Below are 23,652 nucleotides of genomic sequence, written 5' to 3' on the forward strand. Positions count from 1 at the left end.
ATCCCAACCGAGGAGCAAGGCATGACTGCACACCAATGGCGGGTGGGGCCGTCGCCGGCCGACGGCGAGCGGGCCGATCTCGCGGTCGACGCGCACCGGGGCCTGCGGGGTCCGTACACCGGGCTGGGCAGCCTGCTGCGGCTGATCGTGCCGGAGACCTACGAGCGCCGGCCCGACCTGGTCCGCCGGCACCTGACCGAGATCCTCTCCGCCGCGCCGGAGCTGCGGGGCGCGATCGACGCCGCGCCCGAGACCCTCACCTCCCTCGCCGTACCCGAGGAGCGGACCCGGATCTACCCGGCCAACCGGACCCGGCGGCTGGCGCACGGGGCGACCGAGTTCGTCGCCGGCCACGCCGCCGCCACCGGCCGGCTGCCGCTGCGGGTGGCGTTCGACCGGGTGGATCAGGCGGACCCGACGGACCAGGAGTTCCTCGCCATCTTCCTGCGTCGGGTCCGGCCGGACCGGGTGCGGGTGACCATCGGCACCGACGGCGGCCCTCTGGAGCCCGAGCTGTCCGCCGCGCTCGAGCGGTACGCGACCCGGCTGCCGGACCTGCCCCGGCCCGGCCCCGCCGCCGGCCGCGACCCTGAGGAGCTGGCGCAGGCGTACGTCGACGCGGACGGCACCTCCACCGACCCGGCGGAGCTGGCCGCGTACGAGCAGACGGACGCGGACCAGCGGGTACGGCTGCACGACGCGCGCGCGGCGCGGCTGCGCGAGCGCGACGAGTGGAGCCTGGAGCTGGGCGCGATCCCGTGGCACCTGGAGCGCGGCAGTGATCCGGCCGGCGCCGGCGCGGACGCGCTCTACGAGGCGGCCCGGCACTGCGGCGCGATGGGCTACTACCACGCGGTGATCGACTACGGGACCCGCGGCCGGGCGATCGTGGACCCGGAGACCCAGATGCAACGGTTCTGGCTGCTGAGCACCCGGGCCAGCTCGGCGATGGTGGTGCTCGGGCGCACCGTGGAGGCGGAACCGACCTACCTGGACCTGCGCAGCCGGTACGCCGACCCGGAGCTGCAGATGTCCACCGGGTACGCGCTGGCGATGCTCTACACCCGGTTCCACCCCGACGAGCTGCGGGACCACCATCTGGCCCGGGGCTACATCAACAACTCCATCGCGATCGCCTCGCTCCTGCCCGACCTGGAGAAGCGGGCCTTCCACTCGGTGTTCCAGAACAACGGTCTGGCGCTGATCGAGATGCGGTTGGGTCGGCTGCCGGCGGCGCTGCGGCTGGTCGACGAGGGGCTGCGCCGGCTCGACCAGGAGCTGCCCGGCGACAAGCACCGACTGCACCGGTCGGTGCTGGTGCACAACCGGGGCAAGGCGTACCTCGCGCTCGGCCGGCTGGACGAGGCGCTGGCCGACCTGACGAAGGTGATCGAGCTGGATCCGAACTACGCCGACTACTACTTCGACCGGGCCGACGTGCGGCGGCGGCTGGGCGACCTGGCCGGCGCCGTCGCCGACTGCGACACCGCGATCAGCCTGTCGCCGCCGTTCTACGAGCTGTACTACAACCGGGCGGACATCCGGACCGAGCTGGGCGACCTGGCCGGCGCGGTGGCCGACTTCGGTTACGTCGTCGAGCTGGAGCCGGACCAGGTGGACGCCCGGGTGAACCTCGTCAGCCTGCTGCTCGACGACGGGCTGCTCGACGACGCCCGCCCACACCTGGACGAAGGACTGCTGCGGCATCCCGACGAGCCCCGCCTGCGGCAGTTGCGTGGCGTGCTCGCGCTGGCCGACGGCGACCGGGCGCAGGCGTGGCGGCAGTTCGACGCGGCGCTGCGGGCCGACCCGGAACTGGTTGCCGCGTTGGCCAGCCGGGCCGCCCTCGCCTTCGACGGCGGGGACCACGCCACCGCGGTCGCGGACCTGACCGCGGCGCTGGCGGTCGAGCCCGACAACCCGGACCTGTGGTACAACCGGGGCTTCGTCCACCAGGCGTCGGGCCGCTGGGCCGACGCGGTGGCCGACTACAGCCGCGCGTTGGACCTGCCCGGGGCCGACCGGGGTGAGCTGCTGAGCCAGCGGGCCCGGTGTCACGCGGAACTCGGGGACACCGAGGCCGCCCGGGCCGACGAGACGGCCGGCACGGCCGAGCGGCTGGACCTGGCCGGCGCGCGATGACCACCACGGCCTCGATCAGGGACTCGACAGCGGTCGGGCCGCGCGCCGGGGCGCAGCCCGACGCGTCCCACCCGTCCGTCGGGGCCGCCGACCGCTCCCCGTCCGTCGGGGCCGCCGACCGATTCCCGGTGGGCGACGCGCCCCCGCCCGCGCCCGCCGGTGACCCGGGCACCGGCCCGTCCGCGCCCGCCGGCAACCGGGCCGCCGAACCGGCCCGGCTCGGCGGCGTCAGCGGCCCGCTGCTGCGCGAGTTCATGCGTAACTGGGCCACCGGCGTCGCCGTGGTCACCAGTCACGCCGACGGCCGGCCGGTCGGCTGCACGGTCAACGCGTTCACCTCCGTGTCGCTGAGCCCGCCCCTGCTGCTCGTCTCGCTCGGGCGGGCCAGCCGCACGCTGGCCGCGCTCACCGCCGAGGGCGGGTTCGCGGTGAACCTGCTGAACCGGCGGCAGTGCCACCTGGCCAACCAGTTCGCCGGCCACGTGCCGGACCGTTTCGCCGGGGTGCCGTACCGCGACCGGGACGGGTTGCCGCTGCTCGACGGCGCGCTGGCGGTCGCGGTCTGCACCGTGAGCCAGGTGATCGCGGTCGCCGACCACGCGCTGGTGCTGGGGGCGCCGTACTGGTGCGAGAGCCGCGCGGGCGTGGAGCCGGCCGTCCTCTTCGGCGGAGGGTACCGGGCGGTCAGTCCGGATTGACGCGATCGCGGAACCGGGCGGCGTACCGGTTGAGGGCCGCCCGGTTCGTCTGCTCGGTCTTGGCGATCAGGCTCGCCACGTGCTTCTCCACGGTGCGCGGGGAGATGAAGAGCTCGTTGGCGATGCTGCGGTTGTCGGACCAGTCCGCCATCAGTTCGAGGACTTCGTACTCCCGCTCGGTCACCCCCTTGAGCCGCAGCGGCGGTGGCACCCTACTGGTGTCGCGGCGGTGCGGCACCACCACGCCGCACCGGCGCAGCTCGGCCCGGCAGGCCCGGGCGGGCGCCCCGAGCCCGGCCTGGCGGAAGTGCTCCTCGGCCTGGCGCAGCCAGGCGACCGGGTCTCCCCAGCGGTCCGTCCGGGCCGCCCCCGCGACGAGACGCAGGCCGAGGTGGACGGCGATCGGGTGCGCGTGCGGGTCCCGTCGTACCGCCGCCACCGCCGCCGCGGCCTCCTCGCGCCGGCCCTGCCGGCCCAGCAGGACAGCTTCGGCGAGCGACCCGAACTGCCGGTTCCAGTGCAGGCGACCCGCGTCGCTGCCGCTCGTCGTGCGCCCGCGACACCAGCTCGCCTCACCGTCCAACACGTCCAGCAGCAACCCCAGCCCGTGCTCGCCGGCAAGCGGATAGGGCGCCGGCCGGTCCGCGTCGTACCGGGCCGCGCGGGCCAGCTCGTCGCGCGCCCGGTCCGGGTCCTCCTCCAGCAGCGCGCAGACCGCGTACGCCATCCCGTGCGCCAGCGCCAGGTACGGCGAGCCGGTGTCCCCGTGGCTCCGCAGGTCGACAAGCGCCTCGTCCAGCTCCGGCCGCCGGCCCCGGTGCCCGGCGCAGATCGCGCGGACCAGCGACGACCGGACCAGCACGTCGCGCAGTCCCAGCCGCCCCGCCTCCGCCTCGCTCACGGCGACCAGGCGCTCCGCCTCGTCGTACCGGCCCCGCAGCGCGTGGTGCCAGGCGAGCAGGGCGTGCCCGGTGTGGCGCAGCGCCGGGGAGCCGCGCCGTCCGTTCCGTTCCGCGCTGTGGTGCAGGGCGTCGGCGTCACCGGTGAGCAACCACTGGTGCTCGGCGAGCAGCAGGGTGGCCCGAGCCCGCCACAGCGGCAGGTGGTGGCGGTCGGCGAGCTGCCGGATCCGGAGGAAGCACGTCTGCGCCTCGTCGGTCTCCCGCCGGCGGGCCAGCAGGCCACGGACCTGCCAGCCGAGACAGGCCACCGCCGGCAGTCCGGCCTGCTCGGCCTCGTCCACCGCCCGCTCGGCGAGCCGGACCGCCTGGTCGGGCGCGCCGACCGCGAGGTGGGCCGCGACCGCGTCGAGGTACGCGGTCTGCGGTCCGGGGGCGTCCGGGCCGAGCACCGCCCGGGCCGTCTCCAGTTGGACGACCGCGTCGGCCCACCGCCCGGCAAGGCCGGCCAGCCGGGCGAGCTGCGCGTGCACGCCGGCCAGCCGTTCGGGCGGGACGCCCGGGTGGCAGAGGTCGTCGAGGCTGTCGAGGAGCCGCAGCCCGCGTTCGGCGTCGCCCGTCTCCACCAGCGCGCAGAGCAGCTCGTGCAGCACCTCGGCGCGCAGCGGGGCGTCCGGGGCGGTCTCGGCGAGTCGCCACGCCTGTTCCAGGGTCTCGACGGCCGCGTGCAGCCGGCCCGTGGCGAGCGACCGGCGGCCGGCGAGGGCCAGCAGCCGGGCCGCCCGCGCCGGGTCGCCGCCCCGGTCGGCCAGGCGGGCGGCGAACGCGCACCAGCCCCCCGCCAGCTCCGGGTGCAGCTCGTGCACCGCCTCGGTCGCCTGCTGTGCCAGGACGGCCCGATCGGCCGGGGTGAGCAGGTCGAGCAGCGCCAGGGCGGTGGTCGGGTTGCGGAAGGCGTACCAGTCGTGGTCGTCGGGGCCGGGCACGACCAGCCCGGCGGTGACCGCCGCGCGTACGTGTCGGAGCAGATCGTCCTGGCCCAGCCGCAGGGCCTGCCCGAGCACCGAGATGGGGAACCGTTCGCCGATCACGGCCGCGGCGGTGAGCAGGCGCCGGCCGGCGGGCCCGAGCCGGGTCGCCTGGCCGGCGACGGTGTGCCGGACGCTCGACGGCACGGCGGTGGGGACCTCGTCGACCAGCCGGCACCCGCCCGGGTGCACGACGAGGGCGCCGCTGTCCACCATGGCCTGTAGCAGTTCGGTGGCGAGGAACGGGTTGCCGGCGCTGTCCCGGCAGAGCCGGGTCACGACCGCCTCCGGCACCTGGTGGGGGAACAGCCGCAGCCGGGACGCCGCGAGCAGGCGGACCGCCGGTGGGTCCAGCGGGTCCAGCGGCAGGACCGCGCCGCGGCACCGCCGGCCGAGCGACTGGGTCAGGTCCCATGCCGGCCCCGGTCCCTGCCGCACCGTCGCGAGCAACAGGGTGCCCTGGTGGACGACGTTGTCGGCCAGGTACTCCACCACCGTCAGCGTCCTGCGGTCGCTGTCGTGCAGGTCCTCGAGCGCCAACAGGCAGCCGCGCTCGGCGCCCGCGACCGACAGCAGCCGCAGCACCGCCTCGCCGAGGAGCACCGGCGAGGTCGGCGCCGGAGCGGCGTCGGGGGAGCGGTACTCGGGGAGCAGCCCGCCCAGCGTGGACCGGTAGGGGCGCAGGCGGGGATGCTCCAGGATGGGTTCGCTGCGGGACAGGTGCGCCAGGGCCTCGGTGAGGGGGCGCAGCGGCACGACGGGTCCCGTGCTGCCCGCGCGCCCCGGCAGCACCGACATGCCGGACTGCCAGGCCCGACGGACGGCCTCCAGGACCAGCCGGGTCTTGCCCGTGCCGTCCTCGCCGACCAGGAAGACGCAGCCGCCGAGCCCCTGCCGGGCCCGGTCCACCGCCGCGTGCAGCAGGTCCCGCTGGTGGTCGCGGGCGACCAGGACGGGCAGTGAACAATTACTCCCGGCGAGCATGGCACCTCCCCTGTCTCGGAACAAGAACGGAACGCCTGGTCACCCTCGAAGCGTCGTGACACATATCCGACCGGGGTCGTGGGAACCGGGACCGGCGGTTCCGGGAACGGTCAGCTTAAGAAGGATCGCAACGAATTTACAGTCTTGTGTTTTTCTTTGGATCTCCCGGTTGACGCACCGGCCGTGTTCACGGGAGTGCGCTGGGTCACACAATTTCCCGCTTATGATCCACTTTGGCGGTTTTCGCTGATGTGCTGTCATGGCGCGGCGGCGGGTCGTCGAACAAAGCGGATTGCGCGATGAATGGTCTGTGCCGGTGCTTTTGAAAGGAGTGTCGCCGTATGGCGGCGAACAGAGCGATTCGCCGGGGCGGGAACCATTTCCGCAAAGCTGTCCGGCCGGGGTGCCCCGGCCGGGCCCGGAGGAGGTCGCGGTCGCGGGCCGGCGGGAACATCGCTGCGTGCGGGGTCCGGCACGAGCTGTTGACAGCTCTCGATTCGTGGGGAACTCTCCTGCTGTGTTCGACGTATGATCGGCAACCCGGGCGGTGAGGGGTACGGATGCGGACCATCGACTGGCGGGACGACCGGATCGTCGCGATCGACCAGACCCGGCTGCCACACGAGGTCGAGTTCCTGGAGATCGACACCGTCGAGGACCTGATCGCCGCGATCCGGTCCCTGGCGATCCGGGGCGCGCCCGCGATCGGCGTCGCCGGGGCGCTCGGCGTGGCGCTCGCCGCCCGACGACACCCGGACCCGACCGAGCTGCGCCAGGCCGTCGACGCGCTCCGCGCCGCCCGCCCCACCGCGGTCAACCTCGCCTGGGGCGTCGACCGGGTCCGCGCCCGCCTCGACGCCGAGGGCGCCGAGGCGGCCCTCGCCGAGGCCCTGACCGTGCTGGCGGAGGACGTCCGCTGCTGCCGGGAACTCAGCGAACGCGGCGCCCGCTGGTTGGTCGACACCGTCGGACCGCAGGTGGCCGTGCAGACGCACTGCAACGCCGGCGCGCTGGCCACCGTCGAGTGGGGCACCGCCCTCGGGGTCGTCCGGTCCCTCCAGGAGCACGGCGCGCTCACCCACGTGTACGCCTCGGAGACCCGCCCGCTGCTCCAGGGCGCCCGGCTGACCGTGTGGGAGCTGGCCCAGATGGGCGCGGCGCACACCCTGGTGGTGGACTCGGCCGCCGCGTCGGTGCTCGCCCAGGGCCGGGTCGACGCGGTGGTGGTGGGCGCGGACCGGATCACCGCCAACGGCGACGTGATCAACAAGGTGGGCACGTACCCGCTGGCGCTGGCGGCGGCCCGGGCCGGGGTGCCGATGGTGGTCGCCGCCCCGGAGTCCACCGTGGACCTCGCCACGCCGTCCGGCCGGGACGTGCACATCGAGGTCCGCGACCCCGAGGAGATCACCGCCCTGGGGGCGGTGGCGCTGGCCCCGAAGGGCACCGGCACGCTCAACTACGCCTTCGACGTGACCCCGGCGGACCTGGTCACCGCCATCGTCACCGAGCGTCGGGTCATCCTGCCGGCCGCCGGCGGTCGCCCCGACGACCCCATCGGCCGGAGCTGACCCACCGACCCGAGGAGTGCACACCCCGATGCGTAACCGCTGGTCCGCCGCCGACGCCCCGGACGGCTCCGCCCCGATCGCGCGACTCGTGTACGCGTCCCGGCTGCTCGGGGCCGACACCGGCCTGGTGCTGCACGGCGGGGGGAACACCTCGGTCAAGACGACGGTCACCGACCTCACCGGGGAGCCGGTGGCGGTGCTGCACGTCAAGGGCAGCGGCTCCGACCTGGCGACGATGGACCCGTCCGGGTTCACCGCGCTGCGGCTGGAGCGGCTGCGGGCGCTGCTGCGGCTGGAGCGCCTCGGCGACAGCGACATGATGAACGAGTTGCGCTGTGCCCGGCTCGACGCGCGGGCGCCGGACCCGAGCGTGGAGACGCTGCTGCACGCGCTGCTGCCGCACCCGGTCGTGCTGCACAGCCACGCCGACGCGCTGCTCGCGCTCACCAACCAGCCGGACGGCGCGCGGCTGGTCGAGGAACTCTACGGCGACAGCGTCGTCGTGGTGCCGTACGTGATGCCGGGGTTCGACCTGGCCCGGCGGTGCGCGGACCTCTACCCGGCCCACGCGCACGCCGGGACGGTCGGCATGGTGCTGCTGCACCACGGGCTCTTCACCTTCGGCGCGGACGCCGAGGAGGCGTACCGCCGGCACATCGACCTGATCAGTCGGGCGGAGGAGCGGGTCGGTCTGCCCCGACCCCCGGTCGCGCCGGTCCGGCCCCGGCCGGTGGACCGGGTCCGGCTGGCCCGGCTGCGCCGGGACGTCTCCGCCACGGCCGACGCGCCGATGCTGCTCAGCCGCCACGAGGACCCGGCCGTGCGGGCCTTCCTGGACCGGCCCGACCTGGCGGCGGTCGCCACCCGGGGCCCGGTCACCCCGGACCACGTGCTGCGCACCAAGCGGATCCCGCTGGTCGGCACCGACCCGGCCGGCTACGCCGACGCCTACCGCCGGTACGTCGAGCAGCACCGCTCCCGGGCCCGCACCACGCTGACCATGCTCGACCCGGCGCCACGGGTGATCCTCGACAAGGAGCTGGGGATGCTCACCGCCGGCAGGTCGGCGGCCGAGACGCTGATGGCCCGGGACATCTACCGGCACACGGTCGACGTGATCGAGGCCGCCGAGGCGGTCAACGGTTACCGGGCGCTGCCGGCCGAGGACATCTTCGACCTGGAGTACTGGGAGCTGGAGCAGGCGAAGCTGCGGCGGGGCGGACCGACACCGGAGTTCGCCGGCGAGGTGGCGGTGGTGACCGGGGCGGCCTCCGGCATCGGCCGGGCCTGCGCCGAGGCGCTGCTGGCGCGCGGGGCCTGCGTGGTGGCCCTGGACCGGGACCCGTCGGTCGGCGCGTCCGACGGGCCGGCCCGCCTCGGCCTGACCGTCGACGTCACCGACGCCGCGGCCGTGGACGCCGCCCTGGACACCGCCGTCGACCGCTTCGGCGGGGTGGACATCGTCGTCGCGGCGGCCGGGATCTTCCCGCCGAGCCGGCCGATCGCCGACCTGGACCCGGCCGGGTGGCAGCGCACCATGGCGGTCAACGCGGAGTCCGTGGCCCACCTGTTCGGCCGGGCCCACCCGCTGCTCGCGCTCGCGCCCCGTGGCGGCCGGGTGGTGGTGATCGCCTCCCGCAACGCCCTCGCCCCCGGCCCCGGCGCGGTCGCCTACTCCGCCTCGAAGGCGGCGGTGACACAGGTGGCGCGGGTGGCGGCGCTGGAATGGGCGGGCGACGGCATCCGGGTGAACGTGTTGCACCCCGACGCGGTCTTCGACACCGGGCTGTGGAGCCCGGAGGTGCTCGACGCCCGGGCCCGGCACTACGGGCTGACCGTGGCGGAGTACAAGCGACGGAACCTGCTCGGCGCCGAGATCACCAGCGCCCGGGTGGGGGAGCTGGCCGCCACCCTCTGCGGGGAGCCGTTCGCGGCCACCACCGGGGCGCAGATCAGCGTGGACGGCGGGAACGAGCGGGTGATCTGACGGACCGACCGTCAGTCGGCTGTCTGCCGAGGGACGGTGTGCCGGGGGGTCACGCGCGCCGGCCGTCGACCGGTGGCGCCTCCGCGGGGCCGGGCGCGCCCAGCCCGTGGTCACGGGCCAGGGCGATGGCCTCGGCCCGGCTGCCCAGGTGCAGCTTGACCAGGATCGCCGAGACGTTGTTCCGCACGGTCTTGGCGCTCAGCCCGAGCCGGTGCGCGATCATCGGGTTCGCCAGGCCCCGGGCGAGCAGCACCAGGATCTCGCGTTCCCGGTCGGTGAGCTGCGGGAACGGGGCGTCGGCACGGACGCCGAGCAGCGCGCCCGCCCGGTCGGCGAGCGGCGCGCCGAGGACCAGGTCGCCGCCCGCCACGCCCCGGATGCCGCGCTCCACGTCGGCGGCCGACGCGCCCTTCAGCACGTAGCCGCGCGCTCCGGCGCGCAGCGCGGCGACCAGCGAGGCGTCGTCGTTGAGCATGCTCACCACCAGGACCCGGACCGCCGGGTGGTCACGGCGCAGCAGGCGGGTCGCCTCGATCCCGGAGCCCTGGCCGAGGTGCAGGTCCATCAGCACCACGTCGGGGCGTACCCGGGCGACGAGGGTGCGAGCGTCGGCGGCGTCGGCGGCCTCCCCGACGCACTCGATGCCGACCAGAGTGTCGAGCAACGCGCTCATGCCGAGTCGGAAGACCGGGTGGTCGTCCACCACGACGACGCGGATCGGGTTGTCGCTCACGGCCGCTCCAGGGGGATCGTCAGGCAGACGGTGGTGCCGCGGGTCCCGGCCGGTCGCACGGTCAGGGTCGCACCCACCGCCTGTGCCCGCTCCCGCATGGCATGCAGGCCGACCCCGTGGTTGGTGGGCCCGGCCGGCACGCCCCGACCGTCGTCGGTGACGGTGACGCGTAACAGGTCGGGCAGCCGGTCCAGCGAAACGGTGCACCGGTCCACGCCGGCGTGCCGCTGTACGTTACGGATCGCTTCGGCGGTGACGCCGTAGGCGGCGGTGGCGATCAGCTCCGGCAGCGGGTCCAGGGCGGCCGGTCCGCGCACCACGACGTGGAGACCGGCCCGCGCGTACTGGTCGCGGAGCAGGTCCAGGGCGGGGCCCAGGCCGCCGTCGGCGAGCACCGGGGGCAGCAGACCGTGTGCCAGTTCCCGGACCTCCGCCGCGCGTGCGGTCAGCTCGTCGGTCAACCGGTCCAGCAGGTCCTCCGCCCGGTCCGGGTGGCGGCGCAGCAGGTTGCGGGTGGCGGCCAGCCCCAACCCGATGCCGCTGAGCGCCGGGCCGAGGCCGTCGTGCAGGTCCCGGCGCAGGGAGCGGCGCTCCTCGTCGCGTACCTCGGCCAGCCGTTGCCGCGACCGGGCCAGGTCCCGGTTGGTGCCGGCGAGGTCCACCACGGCGGCGACCACCGGCGCGAGAACGGCGAGCGACTCACGGGTCCGGCCGTCGAGCAGCTCGCCGGGCCGGGGCCAGGCGTGCAGGTAGCCGACCAGTCGGTCGCCGCTGGTCAGCGGCACGGCGACCGGAGGGCCGTGGTCGTGGGGTGGGGGTGGTGGGTCGTTCTCGGTGATGCGTACCTCGGCCAGCCGCAGTGCGGCGGCGATGGTCGCGCCGATGTCGGTGGTGGTGCCGACGCTGTGCACCACCCGGTGCAGCAGCGGTTCGGGTGCCTCGCCGTGCACGAGCCGGTCCACGCGTCGCTGCACCGCCTGGCGGATCGGCTGGAAGGCCGCCGCGAGCGCGGCGGTCACGACGAGCTGCGGCAGCGGCAGGGCACGCGGCAGCAACCGGTCGAGCAGGGCCACCGCGGCACAGTAGCCGGCGATCACCACGGCGGTCATCAGGTACCAGACCAGGGTGCGGCGCACGGCCACCCGCAGCCCCCACAACTGCTGGCGTAGCACCACCACCGCCACCGCGGCCGGGAAGAACGCCTGCGAGCCGAGCATCAGCAGCGCGGGCACGGTCGAGGGGACGACGGGTGGCAGGAGGGAGGTGGCGAAGCTGAGGGTGAGCAGCGCGCTGCCGGCGGTCGCCCAGCCGAGGCCGTGGCGCTGCGGCGCGGGACCGCGCCGCCACCGCCACGCCAACCCGATGCAGGCCAGCAGACCGAGACAGACCAGCGCGTACGGCAGGACCGGCGCCAGCGGTCGCAGCAGCGCGGCCCGAACCGCGCGCAGCTCGGGCGGTAGCGGGAGCGCACCCAGCGGCGGTGGCGCGGTGGCGAGCACGGCCGTCGTCAACGCCACGTAGCCGAGACCGGTGGCGGCGGCGAGCCGGTCGAGGCGGCCGAGGGGCCGGTCAGGCAGCAACCAGGGCATGACCACGACGAGTGCGTAGAGGCCGGGCACCCAGGCCGTGTGGTGCAGGGCGGCCAGCAGCGGCGGCCCGCCGACGGCGAGCTGCCACTGGGCGACGAACGCGGACAGCGCGCTGCCCAGCGCCGCCGCGCAGGCGATCACACCGGGCAGCCGGCTGCCGGTGCGCTGCCGGCTGAGGAGCAGCCAGGCCACCGCCCCGTAGACGAGGCCGTCGAGCAGGTCGACGAGGGAGTAGAGCCCGGTGGCGGTGAACGGGGGAGTCGCCACGGACCAGGCGGCGACCGCGCCGAGGCTGAGCAGGGCGGTGAGGGCGAGGACGGTCCGCGCGGCCCACCGCCGCGTCCCGGGTGCGTTCGACATGTCGGGTCCACTGTGTCAGTCCGGTGCCGTCGGCGGGACCACCGGAACGGCGTGAGCCGGACGACGGGCCGGTCGTGGCGACCGGCCCGTCGTCCGGGGGTTCAGCTCTGCGCGACGGCCTTGCCGCTGACCCTGAGCTGGTCGACCACGGTGGCGACATCGGGCAACCGCTCCCGGTAGACGTTCGCGGCGAGACGCTGCGAGTACGTCTCGTAGACCGCCGCCAGCTCACCCGCCCGCTCGATGGCGACCGCGTGGATGCAGTTGCCCAGGTATTCGTTTGGCGAGTTCGGGCTGTCCGCGCCCGAGCACGCCGTGTTGAAGATGGGCGTCTGCCCGACCCGGGGGTCGATCTCGGAGATCGACTCCGGGCACGGGTCACCCGGTGTCGCCTGGGTGCAGGGCGCGTAGTCGGCCTCGGCCACCTCGTACGCCCGACCGATGTGCGTGTCCGGCAGTTCCCGCCCGACCGGCGCGCCCGGGTGGCGGTAGTCGCTCGGCAGCAGGTTCCCGCCGAGCAGATAGCCGCTGAGCGAGGCGTCGGAGTCCAACGCCACCGGGAAGCCGAGCCTGGTGTACGCCTGAAGCAGCCGGAACGCCTCGGTGACCTTGTTGCCGGCCTTGCGGAGCCCCGAGGTCGGGTCGCCGAACCTCTGGTTGACCAACTGGTAGTAGCGCTTCTGCTTGCCCCACAACATCCGGTCGCCCAGCGTACGGGCGATGGTCAGCCGCTCCGGGTTGTCGGCCGAGCGCGCACCCGTCTCGAACGCCGGCAGGTGCACCGATTCGTCGTCGTAGGTCATGTAGTAGACCTCGTCGTAGCAGTAGCCGGTGGGCGGGTTGTCCCGGGTGCTCCACGAGCAGACGATGCCGGCGCTCCTGGTGTTGCGCCAGGTCCGCACGTCCATCCAGAAGCCGCCCTGGTTGACGCTCATCTGCGCGTGCACGGTCAACTGGAGGTCGGCCTTGGTGATCTCGGCGCGCGGCCCGGTGGTGGTCGTGTGGTTGACGAGCTCCGCGTCGTAACAGATCTGGTAGTGCGGCTCGAACTGCCGATTCGTGCCGTGGCTGAGCAGCTGGAACGCGTTCGGCAGGTCGCCGAGGTTCACGTTGGCCGGGATGCGCACCCGAGGTAGCTGGTGCGCCGGGTCGCAGCTCGACATCTTGCCGTCCGCGTTGTAGCTGTGCTCCTTGGCGGCGGTCCAGTACGAGCGGGTGTTGGTCAGCCGCGTCGGGGGCGCCTGGTCCGGGCCGTACCACGGGTTGTAGCCGCCGCCGGTGGCCTCGTCGCGCAGCTTGCGCAGCTCGGCGGACTGGGCGTTGACCGCGCTCTTGTAGTTCTCCACCAGGCCGGTGAACAACGCGTTGCGGTGCCCGTCCGCGGTGGGCCGGCTGAACCGGCTGCTGGCGTCCAGGATCTGCTGGCCGGAGCGGCCGATCCGGGCGGCGAAGGAGTCGTCGCCGATCATGTCGCCGGCCAGCGTCGGGTTCTCCAACGCCAGCGCCGTGAACGGCCGGGTCGCCATCGTCCAGGCCCCGGCGTGCGGCGTCTTCACGGTGGCCGGATACCCCGGATCCCACTTCCGGGCCAGGTAGGACAGGTAGTCGATGGCGCCGTAGGGGGTCTTCTCGTCGAGCACCTTCACCGGCTCGATCGTGGACTGCGACCACTCGGCCGGCGTGAGGACGAAGGGCGCGCCCGCGGCCGTGGAGGTGGCGGCGGTGAACAGCTTGCCCTCCGTCTCGTCGTACTGGGCCACCGAGAGGGGACGCCCGGTGCGCGCCCTGTACCCGACGAAGGTGTTGATGACGTACTCGGCGTCGGCGAGCGCGTTCTTCTTCAGCGCCTCCTGCATCGAGAGGCTGAGCTGGTCGACCTTCGTCTCCAGGCCGTAGATCTGGTGCTTGATCGCCTCGATGTCGCGCATCACGACGCCGATGTCGTCGCGCATCTTCAGCAGGACCGACATGACGTCGTCGTAGATCGCCGAGAGCATCGCCTCCACCCGGTCGAACCGTTCGTGCATCTCGGTACGCAGCTCGCCGACCTGCTCGCGCAGCTTGCCGATCTCCTGCATCACCAGCTCGTGCTCGCTCGGGCCGGAACCCATGAAGATCGGCAGTAGCGTCATCACCGCGCCCAGCACGTTGCCGGTGAGCACCACCGTGCTCAGCGACCCGATGGCGTCGCTGAGGCTGAGCCCGGCCACCGTCGGCAGGTACTTGTTGATCGCGGTGGCGATGCCGACCGCGGCCTTGCCGATCGCCAGCACGTCCTTGCCGGCCTTCGCGTCGGCGAACCCGGCGAGTGTGGCCAGGATCGTCACCGCGGAGTCGGCGGCGTCGATCGCCACCTGCCGGTTGGCGGCCTCGGCCAGCGCGGCCGTGTAGTCCTGCGGCGTCGGCTTCGGGCCGGGACCGACCGGATACTTCAGGTCCGCGGCGGCCAGCTTGTCGATGATCTGCGAGTTCTGCGCGGCGACCTGGTCCAGTGCCCCGCTCAGCTGCGCGCGCAGCGCCGCCAGGTAGGCCTGCTCGTTGCCCAGGTGCTCCAGGATCGCCTCGGTGTTGACGAAGGAGGCGAGCAGCGGGTCGGCGAGCAGTTGCTCGGTGGTCGCGGTGGCGCGCACGTTGAGCTGCGCGCCGATCTCCCCGTCCCAGGCCGCCGCGAGGTCCGCGTCCTGGGCCGCCGCCCGGGTGAGCTGGCCCCACGCGCGTTCCTGCTGCCCGTAGAGCGCGTCCATCCACCGGTAGTTCTGGTAGGCGCTGGTCACCGCGTCCTCGACCTCGGCCGAGGCGGTGATCGTGCCGCCGACGGTGGCGTCCAGCAGCCCCTTGACCATCGGCGCGCCGATGCTGACCCCGGGGATGCCGGACAGCGCGTCGATCACCTTGATCATGGTGGCGTACGTGGTACGGGCGGTGGTGTCGGAGATGCCCGCCGCGTCGACCGCCTGCCGCGTGGCGACCAGGTGCCGCACCACGTCGTCGCGGGACGCGCCGGGGTGGTGCCCCCGCCAGTCCAGCAGCTCGGCGGTGAGCACCAGGTTCTTCAGGCCCGCGACGCCACCGTTGTGCGCCCGCAGATAGGCGGCGAACACGCCGTCGTGGAACTTCGCCGCCTGGAAGTCGACCGGGTCCTCCGCCGCCACGGCCGGCGTCGGCGACATCACCACCACCGCCGCCACGACCGCGGCCACCAGCGCCCGCCACCGCCGTCGGCGGCGGGGAGCCCACACCATCACACCCACTGGATTTCCTCCGGATCGCTCCGCGTCCGCCGGGGGTCGGTGGACGCGCAGCGCAGCCTGCGACCGGTGGCGTCCCGTCGGCCAGATGTGGATGTCCCATCCGGGCGGGACGCGGGACCTCCACCGTCCGGTCAGGTGTCGTCGTCCCGGGTCGGCCGGGACCGGCGTCCCTGGTGGGCCGGGACAGCGCGGCGATTGACTACGCGGCATGACCGACACCTCGCCGGACCACATCCCGGCCCACGTGAAGAACTCCTACCCGACGTGCAGCGAGTACACCCGCGCGCTCCGACTCACCCCGCCGCCGATCACCGCCGGCACGGACGGGACCGCGCCGACGGCGCCGGTGCGCCTGGTGGTCGTCCGGTGACCGTGGCCGCCGCACCGGGCCTGCTTCCCGCCTGGCGGGAGTGGCTCGCCGAGAACCTGGCAATGGGGGTCGCCGCCGGGCAGGCCCGGGCGGCGGCCGTCGCCGCGGGCGCGGATCCTGACGCCGTCGACGCGGAACTGGCGGCCCTGGACGCGCACCCGTACTTCGCCGTCTGCCGCCGGCTCGCGCTGCGTTACGACTGGATGGAGTCGGTGCTCGACACCTACCGGGTGCTGCGTGACGACGACGGCGGTCGTGAGCTGGAACGGCGCACCGACCTCACCGCGGCGGAGTTCTTCGGCCGCTACTACTACGCCAACCGTCCGGTCGTCCTCGACGGCCTGATGGCCGACTGGCCGGCGCGGAACTGGACGCTGGACGCGATGGCCCGCCGGTGCCCGGACGCCGTGGTCGAGGTGATGACCGGCCGGGAGGCCAACCCCGACCACGCCTGGCAGTACGACCGGCACCGCACCACCATGCCGTTCCGGGACTACCTGATGCTGCTGCGCTCCGGCACGCGCACCAACGACTACTACATGGTGCCCCGTAACGAGAACTGGACCGGCCCGCTGCGGGCGCTCGCCGGGGACGTGCGGCCACCGGACCACCTGGTCGACCCCGCCGGCGGGGGACACCTGTTGCTCGGCCCCGCCGGCACGGTGACCCCGCTGCACATCGACACCAGCACCGTGCTGCTCTGCCAGGTGCTCGGCCGCAAGCACGTCCGGCTGGTCCCGTCGTACCAGCGGCACCTGGTCTATCCGCGCGGCGGGACGTTCAGCGCGGTGGACGCGGCCCGGCCCGACCTGGACCGGCATCCCCGCTACGCCGAGGCCACCGTGCTGGAGACCATCCTCGAACCGGGCCAGATGCTGCTCATTCCCGTCGGCTGGTGGCACTGGGCGCACGCGCTCGACCTCAGCGCCACCGTCACGTTCCACCACTTCCGGGTTCCCGGCCAGAACCATCGGATGGCCACCCCGCCCGCGGCCCTCGGCGCCGACCGCGCCGACCGGTGAGGGCGACGCGGCGATCGCCGCGAATCGCCGGCAGTCCACCGGGCGGGACGCATCCGGCATTGACACGCCTCGCTCCACATTCCATGGTCGATGGAACCACCTCTCCGTCGAAGGGCGCAGCATGGTCAGCAGCGAACACCGGTACGTGATCGTCGGGGCGGGGCCCGCCGGCCTGCAACTGAGCTACTACCTCCAGCGGCAGGGCGCCGACTACCTGACGCTGGAACGGGGTGACGCCCCCGGCGGATTCTTCCGACGGTTCCCGCGGCACCGTCGCCTCATCTCCCTGAACAAGGTGCACACCGACAGCACCGACCCCGAGATCCGCCTGCGCTGGGACTGGAACTCGCTGCTCAACGACGCGCCGGACCTGATCTTCCCGCGATTCAGCGAGGAGTACCTGCCGGCGGCCGACGACCTGGTGCGCTACCTCGCCGAGTTCCAGCGGGTGCACCAGCTCAACGTCCGCTACGGCACGACTGTCGAACGGATCACCCGGACCGGCGACGGCTTCACCGTGCGCACCGACCGGGGCGACGTGCGCACGGGCTGCCTGATCGTCGCGACCGGCTGGGGTCAGCCGTTCGTACCGGCGATCAAGGGGATCGAACACGCCGTCGGGTACGAGGACATGGTCGTCGATCCCACCGCGTACGACGGCCAACGCGTGCTGATCATCGGCAAGGGCAACTCCGCCTTCGAGACCGCGTCGGCGATCCTCGGCCGGGCCTCGATGGTGCACCTCGCCAGCCGGCAGCCGCTGCGACTGGCGTGGAACACCAAGCACCCGGGCGACGTCCGGGGCCAGTACGGCGCGATCCTGGACAGCTACCAGTTCAAGACGCTGCACTCGGTGCTGGACTGCACGATCGACGAGATCCGGCCCGTCGACGGGCGGTTCCGGGTGTCGATCACGTACACCCACGCCCAGGGGGAGACCGCCGAGCTGGACTACCACACCGTGCTCAGGTGCACCGGTTTCCGGATGGACACGTCGATGTTCGACGAGACGTGCCGTCCCGAGATGGTGCGCGACGGTCGGATGCCCGGGTTGCGCCCGGACTGGCAGTCACGCAACGTCGACGGCCTGTACTTCGCCGGCACCATCGGCCAGGACCGGGACGTCAAACACGCGTCCTCGCCGTTCATCGACGGATTCCGGTACAACCTCCGGACGTTCACCCGGATGCTGCGGGAGCGCTACGACGACGTGCCGCTGCCGTACGCGACGACGCCGGCGGACCCCGCGTCGCTGACCAAGCTGATGCTCGACCGGGTCAACTGGTCCTCGGCGCTGTGGACGCAGTTCGAGTACCTCTGCGACGTCTTCGTCCGCGACGACGTGACCGGCGACTTCCACCACTACGAGGACCTGCCGGAGGACTACGCCGTCGAACGCTTCGGGACCGCCAGGCACTGGTACACGCTCGCGCTGCGGTGGGGCCGCGACGACTACGGCGACGTCTTCGCCATCGACCGGCACCCGACGCCCGACCGGGCCCGGGAGAGCGCCTTCATCCACCCGGTGATCCGCCGCTACCGCGGCGCCGAACTGTTCGCCGAGCAGCATCTGCTGGAGGACCTGCTGGCCGAGTGGCGACGCCCGGACCGGCACGTCGAGCCGTTGGTCGACTTCCTGACCGAGGACCTCACCGACAGACCATGACCTCGTCGAGCGGCTTGCGGGTCAGGTCGGGGACGCGGGCGTCCGGGGTGGGGTACCCGACGGGCATCACCACGTACGGACGCTCCTCCGGCGGACGCTCGCACACCTCGTTGAGGAACCGCATCGGGCTGGGCGTGTGGGTCAGGGTGGCCAGGCCGGCGTGGTGCAGCGCGGTGATCAGCACGCCGACCGCCATGCCGACGGACTCCTTGACGTAGTACGGCTTCGGGCTGTTCGGGCCCTGATGGACCTCGAACACGACGATGACGACCGGTGCGGTCTCCAGGAACGGCTTGCGCCAGTCGGTGCCGATCCCGGCGATCGCCGCCAGCCACTCCGGCGAGGCGCGGCGGTCGTAGAACGCCCGCTCCTCGGCCTCGGCGGCCTCGCGCAGCCGGCGCTTGCGGACCGGATCCGTCAGGACGACGAAGCGCCACGGCTGGACGTTGGCGCCACTGGGCGCGGTCGAGGCGGCCCGGATCGCGGCCTCGACCACCCCGGCGGGCACCGGGTCACCGGCGAAGTCGCGCACCGAGCGGCGCTGGGCCATCCGATCGGCGAACGCCTCCGCCTCGCGCACCATGTCCGCCGGCGGACGGCGACGGTGCCGAACGGGGACCGTGGGCAGCAGGCTCGTGTCGTTCACCTGGAACCTCCCTGATCAGGTGCGTCCAGCATGTCCCGGCGGTGGCTGCCGTGTCGTTACTCAGAGGTGCGCTCCTCGCGCTCGGGCGCGGTGTGCCTGGCGATCGTGTCGACCACGTCGGTCAGGCGCCCGCGCGGCGCCCGGGCGTCCCGCTGGCGGGTCGCGCCGTCACCGCCGTGGGCGAGCCCGGCCAGCCAGCCCTCCACCCGCTCGCGGTCGCCCGCCTCGTCGAGCGCCGGCCGGGCGCGCTCCACCAGCCGCTCGGCGAGCGTCGCCGCCGGCAGGGGGCGACCGGTGGCGACGTCGACGCCCTGGCCGCCCATCCCGTCCCGGGCGGCCCGCCAGTATGCCAGTCGCATCAGCTCGGGGGCCGGGCGCGGCCCTTCGTCACCCCGGTCGACGGCCTCCCCGGCGACGACCGTCAACGCCCGCACCAGGGCGGCGAACGCCGCGGACTCGGGCGCGGTGAGCGGGACGTCGGCCACCCGCACCTCGATCGTGGGGTGCCTCGTCGACAGGCGGAGATCCCAGAAGACGGTGCCGTGGTCGACGAGCGCGCCCGCTTCGAGCAGCGCGTCCACGTGGTCGTCGTACTGCTTCGCGGAGGTCAGGTACGGCGGTGGGCCGGCCACCGGCCAGCGCCCCCAGGTGATGGTGCGCCAACTCGCGTAGCCGGTGTCCCGCTCGGACCAGTAGGGCGAGTTGGCGGTGAGGGTGAGGAGCACCGGCAGGTGCGGGCGCAGGTGGTTGCCGATCAGCACGGCGCGGTCCCGGTCGGGTTGCTCCACGTGGACGTGCAGGGCGCAGATGGCCAGCTCGTCGTGCAGCCCCCGGAAGGTGGCGGTGCCCCGGTCCTGGCGGGGCCCCTCGGTGACGGGTGGCGGCACCGCGCGACCGAGCACCGGCGAGCCGCTGGCGAGCACCCGCAGGCCCGCCGACCGGGCCGCGGACTGGATCGCGGCCCGTCCGTCGACGAGTTGCGCGTGGAGCACGTCGAGGCTCCGGCACGGGTCCGTGCGGGTCTCGACCTGCAACTTGGTGATCTCACCGTCGACCCGGGGGCCGAGGGCCGGGCGGGCGCGGTCGACGACGGTGGCCGCCTCCGGCACGACCCCGCGGTGCGCGGCGTCGACGACGAGGAACTCCTCCTCGACACCGAGCCGGGGTACGGAGGTTGGCACGCCCTGTTCCGTAGTCACCACGCCGCCGACCCCTCGCTGCCGGTCGTTCGCCGACGTAGAGCAGGTTACGGGATGTCGTCCCCCGGTGAGGGCACGATTCGCTCCACGATGGACAGCGTGTCGACGAGGCCGGCCAGCAGCGCCGTCCGCTCGGGCATCCGGTCCAGGCAGACGTACTCGTCGTCGGCGTGCGCCCCGCCGCCGACCGCGCCCAGGCCGTCGAGGGTCGGCACCCCGATCGCGGCGGTGAAGTTCCCGTCGGACGCGCCGTTGGCGTACGCGCCGTCGGGGCTCGGGACGCCGATCCGCCGGGCCGCCGACCGGGCCAGTTCCAGCAGCGGGCGGGCGAGGTCCGGGGACATCGGATAGCGGTTGATCCCGCCCTGCACGTCCAGCGTCGCCTCGGGCAGGACCGGCGCGAGTCCGCGGATGGCGTGGTCCACGCGTTCGAGTTCGTGCCGGGTCCAGGCCCGCACGTCGACGGCGAGGCAGGCGGAGTCGGGCACCGTGTTCGTGGTGGTGCCGGCGGAGAGCAGCGTCGGCGTGACGGACGTGCCGTCGCTGTCCGCCGTGCCGATGCGGCCCAACGTGAGGACCTGGTGGGCGACCTCGACCGTGGCGTTGACCCCGCGCTGCGGTTCGACGCCGGCGTGGGCGGCCCGGCCGGAGACGGTGAGGCGGTAGACCGAGCCGCCCTTGCGGGCCACTTTCAGGTGCCCCTCGGGGGTGGCCGCCTCGCAGACCAGGACCGCACCCGACCGCCGTGCCTCCCGCTCGATGAGCGGCCGGGACGTGCCGGAACCCGTCTCCTCGTCGCAGGTGAGCAGCACGCCCACCGTCGACGTGTCCTCGATCAGGCGCAGCGCCGTGAACATCTGCACGATGCCGGCCTTCATGTCCAACACGCCGGGGCCGGTCGCGACGTCCCCGTGGACGGTGAACGGCCGGGACCGGACGGTGCCGACCGGGAAGACGGTGTCGAAGTGGCCGAGGAGCAGCACGCGCTGATCGACGGCCGGCCACAGCAGGTGCGGCAGGCCGTCGATCTCGACCCGCTGGGCGGGCCGGCCGAGGACCTGCTCGCCCCAGCGGGCGAGCAGGTCGGCGCAGCGGGCGAGGTGGGGCAGCGAGCCCGGCGCCGATTCGCAGGAGACGAGCGTGCCCAGCCGGTCGACCATGTCCGCCTGGTACTGCTCCGCGGCGCCGAGTAGCGAGCGTTTTCGGCCCATTGGTCCCTCCAACTGCATGGTTGACGGGTTCGATATGATGCCCGCCTATTTCACCGTCGCAGGGGGACCGGATGTGGTCTTCCTCGTCCGTGCTTAGCTCGTCGGCGCGGTGGTCGACCGCAGCGGAGCGGACGATCCGTAGCCCACGTCGATGATCCGGCGGGCGGTTTCGGAGTAGGCGTCAGGCCCCTCGGGTGCGAAGGTGCCGAGGCCGTCGACGTAGCGGTTGTACATGCAGAACGCGGCCGCGATCAGGACGGTGTCGTGGATCTCCAGGTCGGTGGCGCCCTGGGCGCGGGCGTCGGCGACGAGTTCGGGGGTGACGTTGCGGCCACTGATCTGGACCGCGCCGGCGATCCTCAGCAGCGCCCGCAGTTTCGCCGAGATCGGCGCGCTGTCGAGGTCCGCGCGGACCTGGTCGACGAGGGTCATGCCGTCGTCGAGCTGCGCGGCGGCGAACGCCGAGTGCGACGCGCAGCAGAAGTTGCACTCGTTGCGTCCCGAGACGTACGCGGCGATCAGTTCGCGTTCCCCGGCCGGGAGCGTGTGCGGAGCGCGCAGGAGCACCTCGGCCAGTTCGTTGAGCGGCTTCGCCGTCTCCGGGCGGTACCGCATGGGACCGGAGATGCCGGGGAACTGCTTCTCGTCGATCCCGAGATCGATGTGCGCCATGAAGTGCTGCCTCCAGTCGTGACCTGTGGCGCCGGCCGGGTCATGCTCCTGCCGTCGCGGAGGCCCGGACCGGACGGCGTGTTCGGACGCCGCGCGCCCACCATCCCATATGGACCGGCGCCGCATCCCATGGATCGTGCTCTGTGTCCGGCCCGGATCGGGCCGCCCGCGCCGCGCCGGACGCGCCGCAATGGTGGAGATGCGGACGAAAGGTGCCGACGGTGAGGCTGATCGAACAGGTGTACAGCGACGCGCCTTCCGGCTGCGAAGGGCGGGCGAATGGAGCGGGGCATGAGCGAGGGCAGAGGAACCGACGTGACCGACGTGACCGACATCTACGACTACCGGGCCGAGCGCGACGGCAAGTCACCGTTCCACCCGCCGGTCCGGTACCAGACGCTCCGCGACGAGAGCCCGGTCAGCCAGGTCACCATGTGGGACGGCAGCAAGGTCTGGTTCATCACGCGGCGCAACGACGTGCGTGCCGCGCTCGCGGACGAGCGCCTCAGCGCGGACAACCGCCGGCCGGGCTTCCCGCTGTTGAGCGCCGGGTCGGAGACGCTCACCGAGGACAACCCGACGTTCGCCCGGATGGACCCGCCGGAGCACACCCGGCAGCGGGCCATGGTCAACGCCGACTTCACGCAACGCTCGTCGGCCCGGTGGCGGCCGCGGATCCAGCAGATCGTCGACCGGCTGGTGGACGACCTGCTGGCGAAGTCGCCGCCCGTCGACCTGGTCGCCGAACTGGCCGAGCCGCTGGCGGCGCAGGTGATGTGCCTGATCCTCGACATCCCGTACGAGAAGGACCTCTTCCTGCGGGTCGCCTCGACGTTCGCCGACCACTACGTCGGCCAGGACAAGCTCGACGGGGCCAGCGACGAGCTGACCGACGTCATCGTCGAGGTCCTCGAGGCCAAGGCCGCGAATCCCGGCGACGACGTGCTCAGCCGCCTCATCACCGAGCAGGAGGCGAACGGCGCGCTCACCCGCGCCGACATCATCGGCATGGCCCGCGTGCTGATCGTCGCCGGGTACGAGCCGGCGGTGCACGGCGTCTCCCTCGGCCTGGCCGCGCTGTTCTTCAACCCGGACCAGTTGGCGTTGCTGCGCGAGGACCCGAGCCTGATCGCGGGAGGCCTCGGCGAGCTGCTCCGCTACAGCACCAACTTCCACACCGGGCTGCCCCGGATCGCGGTCGGCGACACCCGGATCGGGGGACAGGAGATCAAGACCGGCGAGGCGGTGCTGGTCTACCTGCCGACGGCGAACTTCGATCCGCAGTGGTACGACGACCCCGACTCGCTCGACATGCGCCGGACCCACGCCGGCAACGTGTCGTTCGGGCACGGACTGCACAGGTGTCTCGGGCAGCACGTGGTCAAGATCCAGATGGAGGCGGTCATCGAGACGCTGCTGCGCAGGATTCCGGACCTGCGGCTGGCCGTGCCGCTCGACCAGCTTCCCTTCCAACGTGAGGCGGCCGTCTACGGCGTGTCGAAGCTGCCCGTGACCTGGTGACTCCCGCCCGCGGGCCACAGCGCCCGGCGGTGCGGAGCCCGTCCGGCGTGACCGCGCCGCCGGCCGGGTCCACCCCACCGCACCCGTCAGCGCCGACGGGTGC

The 23,652-nt window shown here is 73.5% G+C and carries 16 protein-coding genes; 8 read left to right on the plus strand and 8 right to left on the minus strand.

The genetic code is table 11. The features are described from left to right. Positions 1-21: 21 nt before the first annotated feature. On the plus strand, positions 22-2,142 hold the full coding sequence (locus tag ACZ6O5_RS00175; protein ID WP_465973602.1) for a tetratricopeptide repeat protein: 2,121 nt from the start codon (positions 22-24) through the stop codon (positions 2,140-2,142). Further along, positions 2,139-2,840 carry a flavin reductase family protein gene (locus ACZ6O5_RS00180; protein WP_465973603.1) on the plus strand — a complete coding sequence of 234 codons (702 nt, stop codon included), beginning with the start codon at positions 2,139-2,141 and terminating at the stop codon, positions 2,838-2,840. The genes ACZ6O5_RS00175 and ACZ6O5_RS00180 overlap by 4 nt, the downstream gene beginning before the upstream one ends. Here the strand turns inward: ACZ6O5_RS00180 and ACZ6O5_RS00185 are convergent. Continuing rightward, on the minus strand, positions 2,827-5,751 hold the full coding sequence (locus ACZ6O5_RS00185) for a helix-turn-helix transcriptional regulator (protein ID WP_465973605.1): 2,925 nt from the start codon (positions 5,749-5,751) through the stop codon (positions 2,827-2,829). The two genes, ACZ6O5_RS00180 and ACZ6O5_RS00185, sit on opposite strands and share 14 nt — an antisense overlap. Before the next feature lie 560 nt (positions 5,752-6,311). Between ACZ6O5_RS00185 and mtnA the strand changes: the two genes are divergently transcribed. Both mtnA and ACZ6O5_RS00195 read left to right on the plus strand, forming a co-directional pair. Next, complete coding sequence (gene mtnA, locus ACZ6O5_RS00190) at positions 6,312-7,322, plus strand: S-methyl-5-thioribose-1-phosphate isomerase (protein WP_465973606.1); 1,011 nt, start codon at positions 6,312-6,314, stop codon at positions 7,320-7,322. Positions 7,323-7,350: 28 nt separating this feature from the next. Further along, positions 7,351-9,309, plus strand: coding sequence for a bifunctional aldolase/short-chain dehydrogenase (locus ACZ6O5_RS00195; RefSeq protein ID WP_465973608.1), 1,959 nt, complete (start codon positions 7,351-7,353; stop codon positions 9,307-9,309). 49 nt (positions 9,310-9,358) lie between these two features. On the opposite strand, the gene ACZ6O5_RS00200 is transcribed toward ACZ6O5_RS00195, so the two are convergent. From ACZ6O5_RS00200 to ACZ6O5_RS00210, 3 genes are all read right to left on the minus strand, one after another. Next, complete coding sequence (locus ACZ6O5_RS00200; RefSeq protein ID WP_465973610.1) at positions 9,359-10,042, minus strand: response regulator; 684 nt, start codon at positions 10,040-10,042, stop codon at positions 9,359-9,361. Then, complete coding sequence (locus ACZ6O5_RS00205; RefSeq protein ID WP_465973612.1) at positions 10,039-11,991, minus strand: sensor histidine kinase; 1,953 nt, start codon at positions 11,989-11,991, stop codon at positions 10,039-10,041. Before ACZ6O5_RS00205 ends, ACZ6O5_RS00200 begins: the two co-directional genes overlap by 4 nt. A gap of 101 nt (positions 11,992-12,092) precedes the next feature. Next, a complete protein-coding gene (locus ACZ6O5_RS00210; protein WP_465973613.1) occupies positions 12,093-15,242 on the minus strand; it encodes a hypothetical protein in 3,150 nt (1,049 codons plus the stop codon). A 208-nt stretch (positions 15,243-15,450) separates the two neighbouring features. On the opposite strand from ACZ6O5_RS00210, the gene ACZ6O5_RS00215 reads away from it, so the two are divergent. From ACZ6O5_RS00215 to ACZ6O5_RS00225, 3 genes are all read left to right on the plus strand, one after another. Continuing rightward, positions 15,451-15,612 (plus strand): hypothetical protein, encoded by a 162-nt coding sequence (locus ACZ6O5_RS00215; RefSeq protein WP_465973615.1) that lies wholly within the window; start codon positions 15,451-15,453, stop codon positions 15,610-15,612. Next, positions 15,609-16,634 carry a cupin-like domain-containing protein gene (locus ACZ6O5_RS00220; RefSeq protein ID WP_465973617.1) on the plus strand — a complete coding sequence of 342 codons (1,026 nt, stop codon included), beginning with the start codon at positions 15,609-15,611 and terminating at the stop codon, positions 16,632-16,634. Before ACZ6O5_RS00215 ends, ACZ6O5_RS00220 begins: the two co-directional genes overlap by 4 nt. A 121-nt stretch (positions 16,635-16,755) precedes the next feature. Continuing rightward, entirely contained in the window at positions 16,756-18,300 is a 1,545-nt protein-coding gene (locus tag ACZ6O5_RS00225; RefSeq protein WP_465973618.1) for an NAD(P)-binding domain-containing protein, read from the plus strand. Here the strand turns inward: ACZ6O5_RS00225 and ACZ6O5_RS00230 are convergent. The 4 genes from ACZ6O5_RS00230 to ACZ6O5_RS00245 form a co-directional block, all read right to left on the minus strand. Then, complete coding sequence (locus ACZ6O5_RS00230; protein ID WP_465974308.1) at positions 18,284-18,883, minus strand: nitroreductase family protein; 600 nt, start codon at positions 18,881-18,883, stop codon at positions 18,284-18,286. The genes ACZ6O5_RS00225 and ACZ6O5_RS00230 overlap by 17 nt on opposite strands. A 119-nt stretch (positions 18,884-19,002) precedes the next feature. Then, on the minus strand, positions 19,003-20,127 hold the full coding sequence (locus ACZ6O5_RS00235; protein WP_465973620.1) for a carboxylate-amine ligase: 1,125 nt from the start codon (positions 20,125-20,127) through the stop codon (positions 19,003-19,005). 65 nt (positions 20,128-20,192) lie between these two features. Next, positions 20,193-21,356: a M20 family metallopeptidase gene (locus ACZ6O5_RS00240; protein ID WP_465973622.1), complete on the minus strand. Its 1,164-nt coding sequence runs from the start codon at positions 21,354-21,356 to the stop codon at positions 20,193-20,195. 93 nt (positions 21,357-21,449) lie between these two features. Next, a complete protein-coding gene (locus ACZ6O5_RS00245) occupies positions 21,450-22,028 on the minus strand; it encodes a carboxymuconolactone decarboxylase family protein (protein WP_465973624.1) in 579 nt (192 codons plus the stop codon). A 291-nt stretch (positions 22,029-22,319) separates the two neighbouring features. Here ACZ6O5_RS00245 and ACZ6O5_RS00250 point away from each other — a divergent pair, with 291 nt between their 5' ends. Beyond that, positions 22,320-23,549, plus strand: a complete 1,230-nt coding sequence (locus ACZ6O5_RS00250; RefSeq protein WP_465973626.1) for a cytochrome P450 — start codon at positions 22,320-22,322, stop codon at positions 23,547-23,549. The last annotated feature ends 103 nt before the right edge of the window (positions 23,550-23,652 follow it).

The sequence above is a fragment of the Micromonospora sp. NPDC049201 genome (assembly GCF_055586805.1).

Excerpts from the sequence above, each read along its gene's own strand:
- ACZ6O5_RS00225 (WP_465973618.1), top strand. The coding sequence starts at position 16,756 with ATGGTCAGCAGCGAACACCGGTACGTGATCGTCGGGGCGGGGCCCGCC.
- ACZ6O5_RS00185 (WP_465973605.1), bottom strand. The coding sequence starts at position 5,751 with ATGCTCGCCGGGAGTAATTGTTCACTGCCCGTCCTGGTCGCCCGCGAC.
- ACZ6O5_RS00245 (WP_465973624.1), bottom strand. The coding sequence starts at position 22,028 with ATGGCGCACATCGATCTCGGGATCGACGAGAAGCAGTTCCCCGGCATC.
- mtnA (WP_465973606.1), top strand. The coding sequence starts at position 6,312 with ATGCGGACCATCGACTGGCGGGACGACCGGATCGTCGCGATCGACCAG.
- ACZ6O5_RS00180 (WP_465973603.1), top strand. The coding sequence starts at position 2,139 with ATGACCACCACGGCCTCGATCAGGGACTCGACAGCGGTCGGGCCGCGC.
- ACZ6O5_RS00215 (WP_465973615.1), top strand. The coding sequence starts at position 15,451 with ATGACCGACACCTCGCCGGACCACATCCCGGCCCACGTGAAGAACTCC.
- ACZ6O5_RS00240 (WP_465973622.1), bottom strand. The coding sequence starts at position 21,356 with ATGGGCCGAAAACGCTCGCTACTCGGCGCCGCGGAGCAGTACCAGGCG.
- ACZ6O5_RS00175 (WP_465973602.1), top strand. The coding sequence starts at position 22 with ATGACTGCACACCAATGGCGGGTGGGGCCGTCGCCGGCCGACGGCGAG.
- ACZ6O5_RS00250 (WP_465973626.1), top strand. The coding sequence starts at position 22,320 with ATGAGCGAGGGCAGAGGAACCGACGTGACCGACGTGACCGACATCTAC.
- ACZ6O5_RS00195 (WP_465973608.1), top strand. The coding sequence starts at position 7,351 with ATGCGTAACCGCTGGTCCGCCGCCGACGCCCCGGACGGCTCCGCCCCG.
- ACZ6O5_RS00205 (WP_465973612.1), bottom strand. The coding sequence starts at position 11,991 with ATGTCGAACGCACCCGGGACGCGGCGGTGGGCCGCGCGGACCGTCCTC.
- ACZ6O5_RS00230 (WP_465974308.1), bottom strand. The coding sequence starts at position 18,883 with ATGGTGCGCGAGGCGGAGGCGTTCGCCGATCGGATGGCCCAGCGCCGC.